The sequence below is a fragment of the Kitasatospora sp. A2-31 genome (assembly GCF_022288725.1).
Lineage (GTDB): Bacteria > Actinomycetota > Actinomycetes > Streptomycetales > Streptomycetaceae > Kitasatospora.
This window is the reverse complement of sequence record NZ_JAKNTA010000017.1, coordinates 85,381-103,020: the sequence shown is the minus strand read 5'-3', so window position 1 is coordinate 103,020 and position 17,640 is coordinate 85,381. Positions and strand designations below refer to the sequence as shown.

Genomic DNA, 17,640 nt, shown 5'->3' with positions numbered 1-17,640 from the left:
GCGAAGGGGCGCGGACCTGCATGGTCCGCGCCCCTTCCGCGTGTCCGGGAGGTCGGAACCGGCCTGCCCCGGCGGGCTGGTCGGCCCTCAGCGGCCCGGTCGGTTCGGTCGGGCCGGTCGGGCCGGTCGGTTCGCTCGGTTCGATCGGCCCGGTCAGCCGCAGGAGGCAGCGGGGTCCGGGTCCTGCGGACCGGCGTGCCGCGCCCCGGGGATGTGCGGCAGCCGCGCCGCCGACACCACGCCCTCCAGGTAGCCGCGGGCCCGCTCGGTGCGCGGGTAGGCCTCCAGCAGTGCCCAGAAGGCGGGCCCGTGGTCCGGCACCAGCAGGTGGGCCAGCTCGTGCAGCAGCACGTAGTCGACGACGTACTCCGGCATGCCCTGCAACCGGTGGGAGAGCCGGATGGTCCGCTCGCTGGGCGTACAGGATCCCCAGCGCGAGTTCTGGTTGGTGACCCAACGGACCTGCAGGGGCCGGGCCCGGCCGCCGAGGTAGCTCGCGGACAGCTCGCGCGCCCGCGCCGCCAGGGCGTCGTCACCGAGCACCCGGCGGCTCTCCTGGGCGGCCAGCTTCTCCAGCATCTGGGCGACCCAGCGCTGCTCCTCGGCGTGCGACATCCGGGCCGGGATCAGCACGATGGTGCGGTCGCCCTCGCGGTACGCGGAGACGGTGCGGCTGCGGCGGGCGCTGCGGCGGACCTCCACGCGGGAGCGGTCGGGGTGCCGGTCGGCGGGGCCGTCCACGTGCGGGGCGGTCGGCGGGGCGTCCGCGGAGCTCGGCCGCTGGTCCGGGCGCCCGCGCGTGCTCGGCGCCGCCACCTGCGACCCGGACGCTGCACGGGCACGCCGACGCGACGCCGGGGGATGGGAGTCCCGTTCGGCTGCCATGGCACACGACGTTACCCGGTATCACTGACAGAAGTCCGCTGCCGTGGCCGAAATCTTTCGTGGAGTGATCGGGAACGAAAAGCCGACGCCGGGTGTCCGGATCCCGACCCCGGGTCGACCGGCGGGTTATCCACAGGGCGTGCGAACGGATCTTGTGATCATGAGGCCGGGGCTGTGGACAACCCGGCGCACGGAGCCCGACCGCTCGGGCATGCTGCCGGCAACCGTCCGGAAACGCCGTCCGGAAACGATCGGAAGGAGGCCGCCGTGCGCCTCGCCCTGAAGCCCGCCCTGTCCCGCGGCTGGCGGGACTCCGAGACCCTGCAGTTCGGCACCGTCCAGCGCTACGCCGCGGTGCTCGAGAACGTGGACTCGACCCTGCGCGACTTCCTGGAGCTGCTCGACGGGACGCGCGACCGGGCCGCCCTGCTGGAGGCCGGCGAGCGGGTAGGCCTCGGGCGGGAGCCGGCCGGCGCCCTGCTCGACCGGCTGGAGCGGACCGGGCTGCTCGACGACGCCGCTGCCGCGGGCGCCGCGCTGGACCGCTTCCCCCAGCCGCTCCGGGAGCTGGTCGGCCCCGACCTCGCCTCGCTCTCGCTGGTGCACTCCGGCCCGGGCGCCGGGCCCGCCGTCCTGGCGCGGCGCAGCGAGCACCGGGTCGAGGTCCGCGGCGCGGGGCGGGTCGGCGCGGCGATCGCCGCCGTCCTCGCGGCGGCCGGCACCGGCACGGTCACCGTGGCGGACCACGGCCGGGTGCGGCCCGGGGACTGCTCCCCCGCCGGACTGCCGGCGTCCGACGTCGGACGGCTACGGGCCACCGCCGCCCGGGAGGCCGTCGGCCGGGCCTCGGCCCGGCGGGCACCGACGGCCCCGCGGCACGACCCCGACCGGCGTCCGCCCGACCTGGTGGTGCTGGCGCCCCGGGACGGCAGCGGCGCCTTCGCCGGCGGCACGCACACCGCACGGGAGCTGCTGCGCGGCGGCGTCCCCCACCTCTACGTCGGGGTGGTCGAGGAGATCGGCGTGGTCGGCCCGCTGGTGGTGCCGGGCCGCTCGGCCTGCGGCCACTGCCTGGTGCTCGCCCGCGAGGACGAGGACGCGGCCTGGCCCCGGCTGCTCGCCCAGCTCGCCGACGAGGGCCCCGGCCGGGCCCGCACCCCCGCCTGCGACACGGCGCTCGCCACCACCGTGGCCGGACTCGCCGCCCTGCACGTCGGGCTCCACCTCGACGGACTCCGCGCGCCCAGCGTGAACGGCTGGTGCGAGGTCTCGGCGGCGGACGGCATGGCCCGCCGGCTCAGGCTGAAGGGGCATCCGGACTGCGGCTGCCTCTGGCAGCCCCTGCCCCCGGGCTGAGGCCCGCCCGATCCACCCAGCTCGCCGGCGTGACCCGAATCACAGTCGCGCGGGCCGGGCGGATCGCCCACCATGGGACGACCTTCCGCCCGGCGACCGAGACCGCGCGCCAGGACGGCCGCCACGGCCGGAACAGCCGGAACAGCCGGGACGATCAGGACGGCCGGGCTGGCCCGAGGGAAGACCAGGGGGGAGCACCCGATGCCGGCCGAAGCCGCGCCCGCCACCCGCGAGGCCGACACCGCGCTCGTGCGGCGACTGCTTCAGGCGCAGTTCCCGCATTGGGCGGACCTGCCCCTGCGGCGGGTCGAGCCCGGCGGCTCGGACCACGTGATCCACCGGCTCGGCGACACCCTGGCGGTCCGCCTCCCGCGCGGCGCCTGGGCGGCCGGGCAGGCCGAGAAGGAGCACGCCTGGCTGCCCCGGCTCGCGCCACGGCTGCCGCTGGCGGTCCCGGTCCCGCTCGCGGTGGGCACCCCGGCCTTCGGCTACCCCTGGCACTGGTGCGTCGCCCGGTGGCTGGACGGCTCCACGCCGACGGCGGCGGACCTCGCCGACCCGCAGCTGACGGTCGCCCAACTGGCGGGGTTCCTGGCCGCCCTCCAGGAGATCCCGGCGGCCGACGGCTTGGCCGCCGGTCCGCACAACGGCTCCGTCGGGGCTCCGTTGGCCACCCGGGACGCGCTGACCCGGGACGCCGTGGCCGCCGTCGCCGGGGACTTCGACGCGGACCTGCTCACCGCCGTGTGGGAGGCCGCCCTCGCAGCGCCTGCCTGGGACCGGCCACCGGTCTGGGTGCACGGAGACCTGCACACCGGCAACCTGCTGGCCGCCGGCGGGCGGCTCTCGGCGGTCATCGACTTCGGCGGGCTGGGCGTCGGCGATCCGGCCTGCGATCTGGTGATCGCGTGGACACTGCTGGACCCGCCGGCTCGGGAGGCGTTCCGCGCGGCGCTGGGCGTCGACGACGCCACCTGGCTGCGCGGCCGCGGCTGGGCGCTGACCACCGGTCTGAACGCGTACAGCCACTACGCGGCGACCGACCCGCGGGTGGCCGCCGCCACCCGGCACCAGATCGCCCAGGCGGTCGCCGGCTTCGGCTGAGCGGCGCCGGGCTCGGCGGTTCCGGAGATCCGGGCCGGGGCCGGGGAGGTCAGCGGGCACAATGGCGTAGTGATGGTCGGCCCCCGACGGCGGGGTGCCGTGGGCGTGTGAATGGAGGCCCGGGTGAGCGATCTTCCGCGCAAGGCAGTGACCCGCACGGCACGGCTCGCCGCCCTGCCCCTGGGGATCGCGGGTCGAGCCACGCTCGGCCTGGGCAAGCGGATCGGCGGCCGGTCGGCCGACGTGGTGACGGCCGAGCTCCAGCAGGCCACCGCCGACCAGTTGTTCAAGGTCCTCGGCGAGCTCAAGGGCGGGGCGATGAAGTTCGGGCAGGTGCTGTCCGTCTTCGAGGCTGCGCTGCCGGAGGAGGTCGCCGGCCCCTACCGGGCCGCCCTCACCAAGCTGCAGGACGCCGCTCCCCCGATGCCCGCGGCCAAGGTGCACGCGGCGCTGGCCGAGCGGCTGGGCAAGGACTGGCGGAAGCTCTTCCTGGAGTTCGACGACCGGCCGGCCGCCGCCGCGTCGATCGGCCAGGTGCACAAGGCGGTCTGGCACGACGGCCGCACGGTCGCCGTCAAGGTCCAGTACCCGGGCGCGGGTGACGCCCTCCTGGCGGACCTCTCGCAGCTGAGCCGGGTCGCCTGGCTGCTCGGCCCGCTGATCCCCGGCCTCGACATCAAGCCGCTGATCACCGAGCTGCGGGAGCGGGTCGCCGAGGAACTGGACTACGAGCTGGAGGCGCAGGCCCAGCGCCGGCACTCCGAGGAGTTCGCCGAGGACCCGGACATCGTGGTGCCCGAGGTGGTGGCGCAGGCCGACCAGGTGCTGGTCACCGAGTGGATGGGCGGCACCCCGCTGGCGGAGGTGATCTCCGGCGGCACGCAGGAGGAGCGCGACCGGGCGGGGCACCTGCTGGCCCGGTTCCTGTTCGCCGGCCCGTCCCGGACCGGACTGCTGCACGCCGACCCGCACCCGGGCAACTTCCGGCTGCTGAAGGACGACGGACCGGCCGCCGGCTGGCGGCTGGGCGTGCTGGACTTCGGCACCGTGGACCGGCTGCCGGGCGGGCTGCCCGCCCCGATCGGCGCCTCGCTGCGGATGGCACTGGACGGCGACGCGGCGGGCGTCCTGGAGATGCTGCGCGAGGAGGGCTTCGTCAAGCCCTCGGTCGAGCTGGACCCGGACGCGGTGCTGGACTACCTGCTGCCGATCATCGAGCCGGCCACGGTGGACACCTTCCACTTCACCAGAGCCTGGATGCGGGCCCAGGCGGCCCGGATCGCCGACCCGCGCTCGCCCGCGTACAACCTGGGCAAGCAGCTCAACCTGCCCCCGGCCTACCTGCTGATCCACCGGGTCACGCTGAGCACCATCGGGGTGCTCTGCCAGCTGGGCGCCAACGCGCCGTTCCGGGCGGAGATGCTGCGCTGGCTCCCCGAGTTCGAGCCCGTCCCGAAGGTCTGAGCCCGACCGCACAACGGCCGCAGGCCGCTCCCCACTCGGGGGGCGGCCTGCGGCACGACGGGGGTGGAGCACTCCGGCTCCGGGCACGACGCCCGGGCGCTACATCAGCGCGACGGCGATGGCCTTACGGGCCCGCAGCGAGGCCCGCTCGGCCTTCTGCTTGAGCCGCCGGGCACGGACGACCCGGGAGACGAGCCGTTCGTGCTCGGCCTCCTGGAGGCGCTCTTGCATATGGGCCCGGGCCAGGGATTCGTGGAGGAGTTGCATTTCGAGGGTCCTGTTCTGGATCTGAAGTTCGGTGGTCTGCTCGGCGCGGACGGTCGGGTCGATGGCGGCGGCGGTCATGTCGTGGTCCTGCTCGTGGTGATGCGCTGGGAAGTGGGCGGTGTGGGCTGCGTCGGCCTTGGCGGCGGCGATTCGCACGGAGCGGCGGAGGGCGGTGTCCAGCGGGGGCTGCTCTCCCCGGCGGACGGCCTCGGCTCCGAGCGCGGGGTTCACGCCGCGACCTCGGTCTTGCGCGGACGGCCACGCGGCCGCTTGCGGGCCACGACGACGCCCTGGACGAAGAGCTCGCCACCCCAGACGCCCCACGGCTCGCGCCGCTCCAGGGCGCCGGTCAGACAGGCGTCCTTGACCGGGCAGGTGCCACAGAGGGACTTCGCGTACTCGACGTCGGCCGGCGTCTCCGCGAAGAAGACCTCCGGGTCGAAGGCGCGGCAGGGGATGGGGAGACCGAGCGCCTCGGCCTGCTCGATCGAGGTGAGCTGCATCAGGGAAACCTCCGGGGGGTCGGCCTGGTCGGCCTTGGTGATCTGGCTTGTCGTCGGTACGGACGGGGTGGGCGGTGTGATGACCGTGGACACTGTGGGCGTCTTCCTCGTCTTCTCAGTGGGTCCGGCCAGCTGACTGGTGGGGCTGGGCCGGAGGCCCCGGGGGGCCTGGGTGGTCTTGCGTACCGGACAAAACAGAAGGGCCGCGGATCCCGGTGTAACGGGTTCCGCGGCCCTGGAGGTGCCGACCTGAGGCTGACTCAGGTTCGTTCTCTCCAGGGTTCAGGCCCGCGGAAGGCCCGCATCCGGATGGCCGTGGCGCCCGTAAAGGCGGCCGTGGCCGTGATGATCTGCTGCTCGTTCTGCTTCTGGGCGTTTCCGGCACCGATGACCTGCGCATAGCCGCCATGCTTGGCAGCGGCTACGGCCGCCTTCGGTGCCTGGGTCGGTCGCTCATCACGCAGGGAGCGCGACAGCTCGACCGAGGCCCAGTCACGGGACAGACCGGTCTCGACAGAGGTGCCGCCGATGCCACGCTCCATGCCCGTGCCGCACAGGTCAGTGTGTCCGAGACCACTGACAGCGGAGGCGGGGGAAGCGGGGACGACGGAGACACCGGTGGCGTCGAGACCCAGACCGGTTCCGCCCAGCACGGCGAGAGCCCTCAGGCGGGCGGCACGCAGGGAGGCAGCGACGACGGTCTGGCCAGTCATTTTGGTGATCATGATGGTTTCCACTGCCTTCGCCTCCTCTCGGCGTCTCGCGGAGCCTGGTCTCCCGGGCTCCGAACTGTTCGGATGTCTGTCTCGGTGGTACAGGTGAAACTCTGTTGAAGCTCTGTGCTGCAGCTCCGTGGTGCACGTGAAGTCGGCGGGAGCACGAGGACATGGCACAGGCGTCACCCCGTGCGACCGCGTCCCCTTGACCGCTCCGGCAGGCTATTGCGCTCCCGGTACGGCGCGCAAACTATTTTTCCGGCGAGTTTCCCGATGAGTTCCCGGGCGCCGCACGGCACCGACTCGCATCGCCCAGGACCGGCTCAGGCCGGTTCGCCCGGATCGCCGTCCACGACGTCGACCGGATCCTCCTCGGGCTCCTCCCCCGCACACAACGAGAGCACGGCGGCCCCGTACTTGTCCAGCTTCATCGCGCCGACCCCTGAGATCACCGCCAGCTCCTGCCGGCTCGCGGGGACGTCCTCGGCGATCGCCATCAGCGTCGCGTCGGTGAAGACGACGTAGGCCGGCGCGCCCTGCTTCCGGGCCTGCCCGGCCCGCCACTCGCGCAGCCGCTCGTACAGCGCCTCGTCCATCGTCGAGGGGCAGCTCTCGCAGCGGCGCAGCTTGCGCTCGACCGCCTCGGTGAGCACGCGCTCGCAGACCCGGCAGGTGACCGGGCCGCGCACCCGGCGGCCGGCCTGGCGCTCGCCCGGCTCGACGCCGCCGCGCCCGCCCCGGCTCCCGGAGCGCGCGCCGGGCGCGCCGGACCCGGGGCGCAGCCCGTCCAGGAAGCGGGTCGGCTTCCGGCTCGCCCGGCCGCCCGGGGAGCGGGAGAGCGCCCAGGAGAGCGAGAGGTGCTTGCGGGCCCGGGTGACGCCGACGTAGAGCAGCCGGCGCTCCTCCTCGACCTGCTCGTCGGTCTTGGCGTAGATGATCGGCAGGGTGCCCTCGGTGAGGCCGACCAGGAAGACGGCGTCCCACTCCAGGCCCTTGGCGGCGTGCAGCGAGGCCAGCGTGACGCCCTCGACGGCCGGCGCGTGCTGAGCGGCGGCGCGGGCGTCCAGCTCGGCGACGTAGGCGGCGAGGTCGGCGGGCCCGCCGGCGGCGGCCTGGGCGCGCTCGAACTCCTCGGCCAGCCGGACCAGGGCGGCCAGCGACTCCCAGCGCTCGCGCACCGCGCCGGAGCCGGCCGGAGGCTCGGCGGTGAAGCCGCGGGTGGCGAGCACCGCGCGGACCTGCGCGGCGAGGCCCGGGGCGCCGTCGGTGAGCGGGTCGGAGCCGGCCCGGGCGGCGCCGCGCAGCAACACCCCGGCGTCGCGCACCTCGGGCCGCTCGAAGAACCGCTCGGCACCCTTGAGCTGGTAGGGGACGCCGAGGTCGGAGAGCGCCTGCTCGTAGACCTCGGACTGCCCGTTGGTGCGGAAGAGCACCGCGACCTCGCTGGCCCGCACGCCGGCCGCCAGCAGCTCCTGGATCCGGCGGCCGGTGGTCTCCGCCTCGGTCGGCTCGTCCTCGTACTCGGTGTATACCGGCTCGGGGCCGGCCTCGCGCTGCGAGACCAGCTCCAGCCGGTGCCGGGCGGCCTGCCCGCGGGCCTGGGCGAGCAGCCCGTTGGCCAGGTGGACGACCTGGGGGGTGGAGCGGTAGTCGCGGACCAGCTTGACCACCGTCGCCTCGGGGTGGCGGGTGCGGAAGTTCAGCAGGTAGTCGGGGGTCGCGCCGGTGAACGAGTAGATCGTCTGGCTGGCGTCGCCGACCACGCAGAGGCTGGCCCCGCCGCCGGGGCCGGTCCACTGGTCGAGCAGCCGCTGCTGGAGCGGGGAGACGTCCTGGTACTCGTCGACGGTGAAGTGCCGGTACTGGGCGCGGACCTGGTCGGCGATGTCCGGCCGGTCCTCCAGGATGGCGGCGGTGAGCAGCAGGACGTCCTCGAAGTCGATGACGCCGCGGCGGGTCTTCGTCTCCTCGTAGACGCGGTAGACCTGGGCGGTCTCGGCCGGGTCGCGCGGGGCCTCGCGGCCGGACTTCTGCACCGCGGTCGGGTAGTCGTCGGGGCCGATCTGGGTGACCTTGGCCCACTCGACCTCGGCGGTGAGGTCGCGCAGCTCGGTGCGCTGGACCCGGAGCCCGCAGCGCGCGGCGGCCTCGGCGACCAGCTGGACCTTGCGCTCCAGCAGCTGCGGCACCGGCCCGCCGACGGCGCGCGGCCAGAAGTACTGGAGCTGGCGCAGGGCGGCCGCGTGGAAGGTGCGGGCCTGGACGCCCTCGGCGCCGAGCTGGCGCAGCCGGCCGCGCATCTCGCCCGCCGCGCGGGCGGTGAAGGTGACGGCGAGGACCTGCGCGGGCTGGTAGACGCCGCTGCGCACGCCGTAGGCGATCCGGTGGGTGATGGCGCGCGTCTTGCCCGTCCCGGCCCCGGCCAGGACGCAGACGGGCCCCTGCAGGGCGGTGGCGACGGCCCGCTGCTCGGGGTCGAGCCCGGCGAGCACCGCGTCCGGGCCGGTGGCGGGCCCGGCACCGCCGAAGTCGAACGGGCTGCCGCTCAAGAGGTCTTCCTGCATGCGTTCATCCTCTCAGCCCGGTGGGACAACCCGGGAGGAGTTGTCCACAGGAGCGGTGTGATCGCAGGATGATCGCCGCGCGCGCGGGCGCGCACGGCCGAGCGGGCCGAGGCCCGAACGAGCAGCGGAGGCGAGCCGAGGCCCCGACAAACAGCCGAGCGAGCCGAAGGGGCGCGCCGGCGCCGAAAGGGAGAAGCGAGGAGGCTCCGAGGCACGAGGAGCCTTGGAGCGCCGACCGTCGGCACCGGGTCGCAGCGCCCCGGAGGCAAGCCGAGGCCCGACAAGCATCACGCGGAATGACGCGTGCGTGGCGAGTGTTGTCCCGCGAGACCGTACGCCCCCCTCTCCGAAGGAGTCCCCTCGATGTCCGGCAGCGTCACGATGTACAGCACGACCTGGTGCGGCTACTGCAACCGGCTCAAGAGCCAGCTGGACCGTGAAGGCATCGGCTACACCGAGATCAACATCGAGGAGGACCCGGCCTCGGCGTCCTTCGTCGAGTCCGTGAACAACGGCAACCAGACCGTGCCCACCGTGCTGGTGGTGCCGGCGGGCGGCGGGGAGCAGGTCGTCATGACCAACCCCAGCCTCCTGCAGGTCAAGAAGGCCCTCGCGGCCTGACCCGCCCCGGGCACGACGGCCCGGCCCGGCGCGTCACGGCGCGTCGGCCCGGGCCGGGTCGACCGGGGCGGCGGGCGCCGGCAGCTGGGCGGCGCGGGCGGAGAGGTCGCCGACGCCGTAGACCAGCCGGCTGCGGTCGGCGGAGTAGCGCGTCTCGATCACCCGGACCGGTCCGCGCCGGTCGTACGTCACCCGGGTCTGGACCACCAGCGGCACCCCGGGGCCGCCCTGGAACCACTGCGCCTCCTCCGGTCCGGGCATCCGGGCCACCAGGTGGTCGACGGCGCCGATCTCGGTACGGCCGAGCGCGGCGAGCACCGACTCGTCGCCGCCCTCGATCTGGTCCGGCTCCATCAGCGGGGTGCCGGCGGCGAGGCCGGCCCGGTAGTGGCTCTCCTCGATCGAGTAGGGCTCGCGGTCCAGCAGCCGCAGCTGGCGCCGGACCACGATGGCCTCGCCGGCCCGCAGTCCGAGCCGCTCGGCGATGTCGCCCCGGGCCCGGACGATCATCATCTCGAAGTCGACGGTGAGCTCCCGTCCGGCCTCGGCCGCCTCGCCCCGGTAGACGGCGGAGGGCAGCGCCAGGCAGTCCCGCAGCCCGACCAGCGGGTCCCGCGGCGCGGACCGCAGCGCGGGGCCGTAGGCCCGGTGGTCCAGGACGGGGTGCTCCCGCAGATAGGTGCCCTTGCCCTGGAGGCGGACCAGCCGACCCTCGTTGACCAGGACGTCGACGGCCAGCCGGACGGTGTTGCGGGCGACTCCGTACTGTCGTTCCAGTTCGCTCTCGACCGGCAGGGCGGCCTGGGCGGTGAACTCGCCCTCGGCGATCCGGCGGCGCAGATCGGCGGCGAGGCGCTGGTATTTGGGGGATTGGGCGGTGCCCCGTGGGATTGTCACCCGAGTGAATGTAGCGAGGCCGGTGACGTCGTTTCAGCCGATTCGCGCAATGTCGGCCAGGATCGCCGCCGCCCCGCCCGGCACTCCCGACCGGTGCGCCGGACCGGATGCAGGAACCGGCCCCTCCGGATACGAACATCTGGCCGCCACGGCCTCGGAATATCCGCCAGGATCACCCGTTCGGCCGCATCGGGCACCTGATCATCAGGCTTGAAAGCGGGCGCAGAACGGAAATGGGGGCGCACGGCATTGGCCGCACGCCCCCCAATCCGGAGAATTACCAGCGCGCCGCCGAGGGCAGCGGCCCGCCGTACCAGAGTTCGACCAGGTGACGCGCGATCGAAATGCCGGACGGCGGCAGGATCTCGCCGGCCGCCATGCCGGCCTTCAGCTCCTCGCGGGAGAACCAGCGCGCCTCGGCCAGCTCCTCGCCGTCCACGGTGATCTCCGTCCCCGCCGGGTCGGCCTTGCCCGTGAAGCCGAGCATCAGGCTGGACGGGAACGGCCACGGCTGGCTCGCCACGTAGGAGACCTCGGCCACCCGGACCCCGGCCTCCTCGAAGACCTCCCGGACCACCGCCTGCTCGATCGACTCGCCGGGCTCGACGAAGCCCGCCAGGGTCGACCAGCGACCCTCGGGCCAGAGCGCCTGACGGCCGAGCAGGCAGCGGTCCTCCTCGTCGGTGATCATCATGATCACCGCCGGGTCGGTCCGAGGGTAGTGCTCAGCCGCACACGAGGTGCAGCGCCGCACGTGCCCGGCGCCGGCCTTCTCCGTCGGGTGACCGCAGCGCGAGCAGAAGCTGTGCAACCGGTGCCAGTGCTCCAGCGCGACGGCGTGCACCAGGAGTCCGGCGTCCCGGTCCGAGAGCAGCCCGCCCACCTCGCGCAGCCCGGCCGGGCGGGCGTCGCCGTCCAGCCGTCCGGGCAGCGACTCGCCGGCCAGCGCGAAGTACGAGACGCCGTCCTCGTCGGTGCCGAGGAAGTAGCGGTCCCCGGTCTGCGGCGCCTCGAAGGAGGGCAGCAGGACCAGCTCGGTGCCCGCCCCGGTGTCCACCACGAACGCCTCGCCGCCCGCGATCGGCAGCACCTTGGTGGTCGGGTGGCTCCACGCGGCCGCCAGCCAGGGCTCGTCGAACCGGTGCTGCGCCGCCCGGTCCACCCCGGCCCGGGCCAGCGCCAGGTGCAGCGGGCGATCGGTCTCAGGCACGGTGCTCAACTGTTCCATCCCCACGTGAAATGCGTCATCCGGATGAGTGGTCCGCCCGCCGGGCGGGCGGCGGGGCCCTCAGGCACCGTCGCCGTCTCCCGGCCGCCAGTTCTCGGCCAGGTCGGCCCAGAGGTACGCGGCCGTCTCCACGCCCTTCGACAGCAGGTCCAGCTCGACCTTCTCGTCGACCGAGTGCCAGCCGTCGGAGGGCACCGAGATGCCGAGGAACAGCACCGGCGCGCCCAGCACGTCCTGCAGGTCGGCGGCCGGGCCGGAACCGCCCTCCCGGGTGAACAGGATCCGCTGCTCGAACGCCCGCCCCATCGCCCGCACGGTGGACTGCAGCGCCGGGTGGTCGAGCGGGGTCAGGCAGGGCCGGGTCGCCCCCGGGAACACCAGCTCGTACCGGATGCCCTCCGGCACCCGCGCGGCCACCCACGCCCGGACGGCCTCCCGGACCTTCTCCACCTCCTGCCCGGCGACCAGCCGGAAGGAGAGCTTCAGGTGCGCCGAGGCCGGGACGATGGTCTTGCCGCCCGGGCCGGTGTAGCCGCCCCAGATGCCGTTGACCTCGGCGGTCGGCCGGGCCCAGATCCGCTCCAGGGTCGAGTATCCCGCCTCGCCCCGGGTGCCGTACGACTTGGCGACCCGCAACCACTGCTCCTCGTCGAAGGGCAGCTCGGCGAAGAGCTCGCGCTCGCGCTCGGTCAGCTCGATCACGCCGTCGTAGAAGCCGGGGATGTCCACCCGCCGGTCCGCGTCGTGCAGCCCGGCGGCCAGCTCCGCGGCGACCGCGGCCGGGTTGGGGACGGCCCCGCCGAAGGAGCCGGAGTGGATGTCGGTGTCCGGGCCGAACAGGTCGATCTGGGCGTCGGCCAGACCGCGCATGCCGGTGCAGACGGTGGGCGTGGTCTCGGACCACATGCCGGTGTCCGAGATGATCACCACGTCGGCGGCCAGCCGCGCGGCCTCCCGGCGGACCAGGTCGGCGAAGTGCGGCGAGCCGGACTCCTCCTCGCCCTCGATCAGCAGCTTGAGGTTGACGGCCGGCGCGGTGCGCCCGGTGGCGGCCAGGTGGGCGCGGACGCCCAGGGTGTGGAAGAACACCTGCCCCTTGTCGTCGGCGGCGCCGCGGGCGAACAGCTGCTTGCCGACCACCGTCGGCTCGAACGGCTCGGTGGCCCAGCCGTCCTCCTTGGCGGCGGGCTGCACGTCGTGGTGCCCGTAGACCAGCACGGTCGGCGCGGACGAGTCCCCGGAGGGCCATTCGGCGAACACCGCCGGCAGGCCGTCCGTCTCCCACACCTCGGCCACCGGGAAACCGGTGTCCCGCAGCTTCGCGGCCAGCCACTCGGCGGACCGGCGCACGTCGCCGGCCCGGTCGGGGTCGGCGGAGACCGAGGGGATGCTCAGCCACTCGGAGAGGTCGGCGAGGAAGGCGGGCTGGTGCCGGTCGATGAAGGAGCGGACGACGCTGTCCGGGGTTCTCGTCATACGGACGACTTTAGTTCGCCCGTGAGGGTGTCCGCCCCGGCCGTCCGGCCAGCGGTCACCACAGCGGCTGTAACCTCCGTCACCCCCGGCCGCGCGGGGGCGGCGGCCGGGGGTGAGGGGGCGGTGTCGCGGACGGACGGCCGGCTCAGGCCGTGCGGCGCAGCAGGGAGATGCGCGAGCGGGTGAGCAGGGCGGCCAGCACCACCGCGATCAGGGGCAGGACGACGGCGGTGAGCCCGACCTGCAGCCACGGGAAGGCCACCAGGCCCCTGTCCGCCACCTCCTCGGCGCTCATCCCCGGGTAGGTGTCGGCGGCGGCCTCCACCTTGCGCAGCGCCACCGCCGGGACGACGCCGGCGACCACGCCGAGCAGGGTGCCCATCGCGGCGATCACCCCGCACTGGAAGCCGGACAGGGTGCGGCGGATCCGGGGCGCGGCGCCGACCGCGGCGAGCGTGGTCAGGTCGCGCTGGGAGTCGGCCGCGGCCAGGCCGGTGGCGATGCCGGCGGCACCGAGGGCGACCAGGCCGGCGAAGCCGGCCAGGCCGAGGCTGACCAGGCCGCGGTCGGAGTGGTAGCCGCGCTCGATCTTGAAGTGGGTGCCGTCGGAGAGCTTGCTGATCGCGCCCGTGGCCTTCTGTTCGGCACTGTCGGACGGCGCGGTCTCGGGCAGCCAGACCGAGCCGGCGTCGCGGGTGGTCAGACCGAGCCTGCGGGCGGTCTCCGGGCCGACCACCGCCTGGCCGCCGGTCGGGGTGACCGCGGCGGCCAGCACGGCCTCCACCTGGACGTCGTGGGTGACCTCCTTGAAGTCCCCGTCCGGGGTCGGGACGGCGTTCTCGTCCCGGGGCTCGGCCAGCCGGACGATGATCTTGCCGTCCTTGAGGTACTTGGGGTCGAAGACCACCGCCCGGCCCTCGGCCACCGCCCGGGCCGCGGCCGGATCGGTCACGCCGAAGAGGTTGCGCAGCAGGGCGGCGTCGCCGACGGCGAGGTCACCGAAGGGGTTGGCCCGGTAGCCGGGGCGCTCCTTGCAGCGCGGGTCCTCGTCGCGGATCCGCTCGATCTCCTGGTCCGAGACGGGCCGTGTGTCCCGGGAGTGCAGCGGGCACTGGCGCTCCTGGGGCATCTCGACGGTGGCGTAGCCGCAGTTGCCGCGGCTCGCGGCGCAGTCGCCCTTGTAGTTGACCTTCTGGACGTCGGCCCTGGTGCCGAGGCCGGGGATGTTGTTCTCCACCGCACCGCGCAGCCTGGGCAGCAGCGCGCCGTCGGCCGCGGAGCCCCAGCCGCTGCTGAGCACGACCGCGCCGGCGGGGCCGGAGGCCACGTAACCGCGGCGCGCCTCCTCGTCGCTGCTGGTGGTGTAGATGCCGATCGCGACCGAGCCGGCGACGGCCGCCATCACCGCGGCGACGGCCGGCGCGGTGCGGCCGCGGTGGCGGACGGAGTCGCGCAGGGCGAGCCGGGGGCCGAGCGGCAACCAGCGGCCGAGCCGGCCGAAGAGACCGACCAGGAAGGGCGTCAGGGCGACCATGCCGAGCTCGGCGATCACCGAGCCGCCGAGGACGGCCAGGCTGCGGCCGCCGAAGCCGCTGGTGCCGCCGAGCAGTGCCAGGGCGGCCCCGCCACCGAGCATCACCAGTCCGAGGACGGCCAGCCGGCGGCTCGGCGGCTTGAGCGAGTCGCGGCCGGTCAGCGCGGCGACGACGTCCTGCCGGGAGGCCTGCACGGCCGGTACGACGGCCGCGAGCAGACCGGTGACCAGGCCGATGGCGAGGACGCCGAGCAGATCGAGCGGCTGCAGGTCGAAGTGGCCGAACCGCTCGCCGGCGGCGTCCTCGGCGCGGGTGCGCAGCAGCGCGACCAGGCCGACGCCGAGGCCGAGGCCGAGCGCGGCGCCGGTGATGCCGAGGACGACGCCGCCGCCGAGGACGACCGCCCGGATGTTGGCGCGGTCACCGCCGCCGGCCGCGAGCAGGCCGAGCTGCCGCCGGGAGCGCCTGGCCCCGACGGCGAAGGCGGGGCCCGCCAGGAGGACGATCTCCAGCAGCGCCATGCCCATCACGGTGGCGACGATCACGACCGAGGTCTTGTCGAGGTAGTTGCCGGACCGGCCGCCGCCCTTCTCGTCCTGCTTGACGTAGAACGGGACGTCGGCGCGGGCCGGCGGGTCGAGCAGCACGCTGCGCGAGGCGGCAGTGAAGCCGTACTTGTTGAGCTCCATCACCTTCGGCCAGTCGAGCACGGCCCCGGCGGGGAGCTTGAGGAGCCAGGTGCCGGTCTCGCCCGGCGCGGTGCCGCGGCTGCCGCGGGACTGGTCGGCACCGGGCAGCTTGGCCAGCTGGTCGATCAGGGTGCCGGGCCGGGCGACCAGGCCGGTGGCCCGGAGTTCGCCGGGGTACTCGACGACGCCGGTGATGGTGAAGGGCGTGGCCTCCAGGCCGCGCGGGGCGGTGCGGTCGCCGAGCTTGAGCCCGGACCGGTCGAGGAAGTCCCGGGTGACGGCGATCTCGTGGTCGGCGCCGGGGGCCCGACCCTTGACCAGGTCGAACTTGCCCCGCCAGACCGGGTCGGTGAGGTCGGCCTCGACGGTCTGCACGCTGAGCAGGCCCTCGGCGGTGCTGGTGGGGGTGTAGGGGCCCTGGCGGAGCGGGACGAACACGGTGCCGGCCGGGAGCAGCTGGCGGGCGAGCACGGCGGGCTCGGTGTCGAGGCTACGGCGCTGCTCGGGGGTGTACTTGGGCTGCCCGTTCTCCGTCTTGGCGTCGGACGGGCTCTCGTGCGAGTAGTCGACGTCCGGGTCGGGCGCCTGGAGCACGATCGCGCCGCGCTCCATCAGGCGCAGCTCGGCGTCGGACTGGCCCATGGTGCGGACGACCTTCTCGACGGGGTCGAGTTCGGCGCTGCGGAAGACCACGTCGGCACCGGTGACGCCGAGGACGGGAAGGGCGACCATGGCGACGACGAGGGCGCTGCGGCCCTTGGCGCGCAGGGCGTCGCGGCGGGCGATGCGCAGGGCGACCCGCCAGGCACTGAGCCTCACTCTGCCACCGGGCCCTTCGCGTTGGCGGCCGCGGAGACGAGCAGGCTGCCGGCGTCCTGGCTGACGCTCTCGTCGACCATCCGGCCGTCGCGCAGGAAGACGACGCGGTCGGCCCAGGCGGCGTGGCGGGGTTCGTGGGTGACCATCATGGCGGCGGCGCCCTCGTCGCAGCGGGCGCGCAGGACGGCGAGGACGGCCTCGCCGGTGGTGGAGTCGAGGGCGCCGGTGGGCTCGTCGGCGAGGACGAGGCGGCGCTCGCCGATCAGGGCGCGGGCGATGGCCACGCGCTGCTGCTGGCCGCCGGACATGTCGTCCGGGAACCGGTCGGCGAGCTCGGGGATGCCGAGCTCGGCCAGCGCGGCGAGCGCCTCGCGGCGGGCCGCGCGGGCGGAGAGGCCGTCGAGCTCGCGGGGCAGCGCGATGTTCTCGGCGGCGGTGAGGGCGGGTATCAGGTTGTAGTCCTGGAAGACGTACCCGACCGAGCGGCGCCGGACCTCGGCGAGCTTCTTGCGGCCGAGTCCGCCGAGCGCGACGCCCTCCACCAGCACCCGGCCGGTGGTGGGGCTGTCCAGGCCCCCCGCAAGGGTCAGCAGGGTCGACTTGCCGGACCCGGAGGGGCCCATCACGGCGACGAACTCGCCCGGGTGCACCTTCAGGTCGATGCCGCGCAGCGCCTGCACCTCGGCCGCGCCCTGGCCGTGCACCCGGGTGACGTTCTCCAGGTGCAGCACCGGCTCGGCGGCGCCCCTGGTCGGATCGGTGTGGGACACGATTCCCCCTGCTGTTCGTGGGCCCGGGCCGGGTGACCGGCCGGACCGGGTGGTTCCTGTGGTCCGGACGGGGTTCAGGCCCTGGTCCGGCGGCGGCCGATCCGGCGGGTGCCGCCCTCCGGCGCGGCGGCGGCCTCGGCGGCCCTGGCCTGCTCGATCTCGGCCTGCTGGGCCAGCCTGGTCTCGCAGTGGTCGAGCCAGCGGATCTCGGCCTCGGTCTGGAAGATGAGCTGCTCGAGGACGAGCAGCCAGGCGAGGTCGGCCCCGGGCCCGCCCGGCTGGCCGCCCCCGGGCCGGGCCTCGCCGGCCAGCGCCCGGCCCTTGAGCCGGGTGTAGTCCTGGAGCGCCTTGATGCTGTGGCGGCGCTGGCCCTGGACGACGGCGGGCACGTCCACGCCGGGGACGGTCACCGCCATGGCCAGCTTGATCGCCAGCTCGTCGCGCGGCGGGTTGGTCCGCGGCACCGGGGTGTCGAACCAGGCGTGCAGCTCGTCCCGGCCGGACGCGGTGATCGCGTAGAACTGGTGCCCTTCCTCGTCCTCCCCCGCGGGCTCGACCAGGCCGTCGCGCTCCAGCCGGGACAGCGTGGTGTAGACCTGGCCGACGTTGAGCGGCCAGGTGGCGCCGGTGCGCGCCTCGAACTCGGTGCGCAGCTGGTAGCCGTAGCGCGGGCCCTGGTCGAGCAGGGCGAGGAGACCGTGACGGATGGACATACCGAGTATGTATACCCGGTATGCCCGGCCGGC

Annotated in this window: 15 protein-coding genes; 4 read left to right on the top strand and 11 right to left on the bottom strand. The window is 74.6% G+C overall.

The window, feature by feature from the left end; all coding sequences use genetic code 11:
- Positions 1-153 precede the first annotated feature (153 nt).
- Positions 154-741 (bottom strand): M48 family metallopeptidase, encoded by a 588-nt coding sequence (locus MCM47_RS33565; RefSeq protein WP_238950180.1) that lies wholly within the window; start codon positions 739-741, stop codon positions 154-156.
- Between the two features lie 411 nt (positions 742-1,152).
- Here MCM47_RS33565 and MCM47_RS33560 point away from each other — a divergent pair, with 411 nt between their 5' ends.
- From MCM47_RS33560 to MCM47_RS33550, 3 genes are all read left to right on the top strand, one after another.
- Complete coding sequence (locus MCM47_RS33560) at positions 1,153-2,241, top strand: ThiF family adenylyltransferase (RefSeq protein WP_238950178.1); 1,089 nt, start codon at positions 1,153-1,155, stop codon at positions 2,239-2,241.
- Positions 2,242-2,442: 201 nt separating this feature from the next.
- Positions 2,443-3,345, top strand: a complete 903-nt coding sequence (locus MCM47_RS33555) for an aminoglycoside phosphotransferase family protein (protein WP_238950176.1) — start codon at positions 2,443-2,445, stop codon at positions 3,343-3,345.
- A 123-nt stretch (positions 3,346-3,468) separates the two neighbouring features.
- Complete coding sequence (locus tag MCM47_RS33550) at positions 3,469-4,809, top strand: AarF/ABC1/UbiB kinase family protein (protein WP_238950174.1); 1,341 nt, start codon at positions 3,469-3,471, stop codon at positions 4,807-4,809.
- A 99-nt stretch (positions 4,810-4,908) separates the two neighbouring features.
- Here the strand turns inward: MCM47_RS33550 and MCM47_RS33545 are convergent, their stop codons facing one another.
- From MCM47_RS33545 to MCM47_RS33530, 4 genes are all read right to left on the bottom strand, one after another.
- A complete protein-coding gene (locus MCM47_RS33545; RefSeq protein ID WP_238950163.1) occupies positions 4,909-5,307 on the bottom strand; it encodes a hypothetical protein in 399 nt (132 codons plus the stop codon).
- Complete coding sequence (locus MCM47_RS33540) at positions 5,304-5,672, bottom strand: WhiB family transcriptional regulator (protein WP_374209253.1); 369 nt, start codon at positions 5,670-5,672, stop codon at positions 5,304-5,306. The genes MCM47_RS33545 and MCM47_RS33540 overlap by 4 nt, the downstream gene beginning before the upstream one ends.
- 167 nt (positions 5,673-5,839) lie before the next feature.
- Positions 5,840-6,316, bottom strand: coding sequence for a hypothetical protein (locus MCM47_RS33535; protein ID WP_238950161.1), 477 nt, complete (start codon positions 6,314-6,316; stop codon positions 5,840-5,842).
- Positions 6,317-6,618: 302 nt separating this feature from the next.
- Positions 6,619-8,787, bottom strand: a complete 2,169-nt coding sequence (locus MCM47_RS33530) for an ATP-dependent DNA helicase UvrD2 (protein ID WP_238950351.1) — start codon at positions 8,785-8,787, stop codon at positions 6,619-6,621.
- 435 nt (positions 8,788-9,222) lie between these two features.
- Between MCM47_RS33530 and MCM47_RS33525 the strand changes: the two genes are divergently transcribed.
- Complete coding sequence (locus MCM47_RS33525) at positions 9,223-9,480, top strand: mycoredoxin (protein WP_238950159.1); 258 nt, start codon at positions 9,223-9,225, stop codon at positions 9,478-9,480.
- Positions 9,481-9,513: 33 nt separating this feature from the next.
- On the opposite strand, the gene MCM47_RS43540 is transcribed toward MCM47_RS33525, so the two are convergent.
- The 6 genes from MCM47_RS43540 to MCM47_RS33495 all read right to left on the bottom strand — a co-directional run bounded on the left by MCM47_RS43540 (position 9,514) and on the right by MCM47_RS33495 (position 17,607).
- Positions 9,514-10,377 (bottom strand): GntR family transcriptional regulator, encoded by an 864-nt coding sequence (locus MCM47_RS43540; RefSeq protein ID WP_238950157.1) that lies wholly within the window; start codon positions 10,375-10,377, stop codon positions 9,514-9,516.
- 277 nt (positions 10,378-10,654) lie between these two features.
- Complete coding sequence (gene nudC / locus MCM47_RS33515; protein WP_238950155.1) at positions 10,655-11,605, bottom strand: NAD(+) diphosphatase; 951 nt, start codon at positions 11,603-11,605, stop codon at positions 10,655-10,657.
- Positions 11,606-11,665: 60 nt separating this feature from the next.
- Complete coding sequence (locus MCM47_RS33510; protein ID WP_238950153.1) at positions 11,666-13,081, bottom strand: dipeptidase; 1,416 nt, start codon at positions 13,079-13,081, stop codon at positions 11,666-11,668.
- Positions 13,082-13,226: 145 nt separating this feature from the next.
- Positions 13,227-16,124, bottom strand: coding sequence for an FtsX-like permease family protein (locus MCM47_RS33505; RefSeq protein WP_238950151.1), 2,898 nt, complete (start codon positions 16,122-16,124; stop codon positions 13,227-13,229).
- The gene (locus MCM47_RS33500) at positions 16,121-16,894 is read right to left on the bottom strand and encodes an ABC transporter ATP-binding protein (protein WP_238950148.1); all 774 of its coding nucleotides are present in this window, start codon (positions 16,892-16,894) and stop codon (positions 16,121-16,123) included. The genes MCM47_RS33505 and MCM47_RS33500 overlap by 4 nt, the downstream gene beginning before the upstream one ends.
- 74 nt (positions 16,895-16,968) lie before the next feature.
- Entirely contained in the window at positions 16,969-17,607 is a 639-nt protein-coding gene (locus MCM47_RS33495; RefSeq protein ID WP_238950146.1) for a PadR family transcriptional regulator, read from the bottom strand.
- Positions 17,608-17,640: the final 33 nt, after the last annotated feature.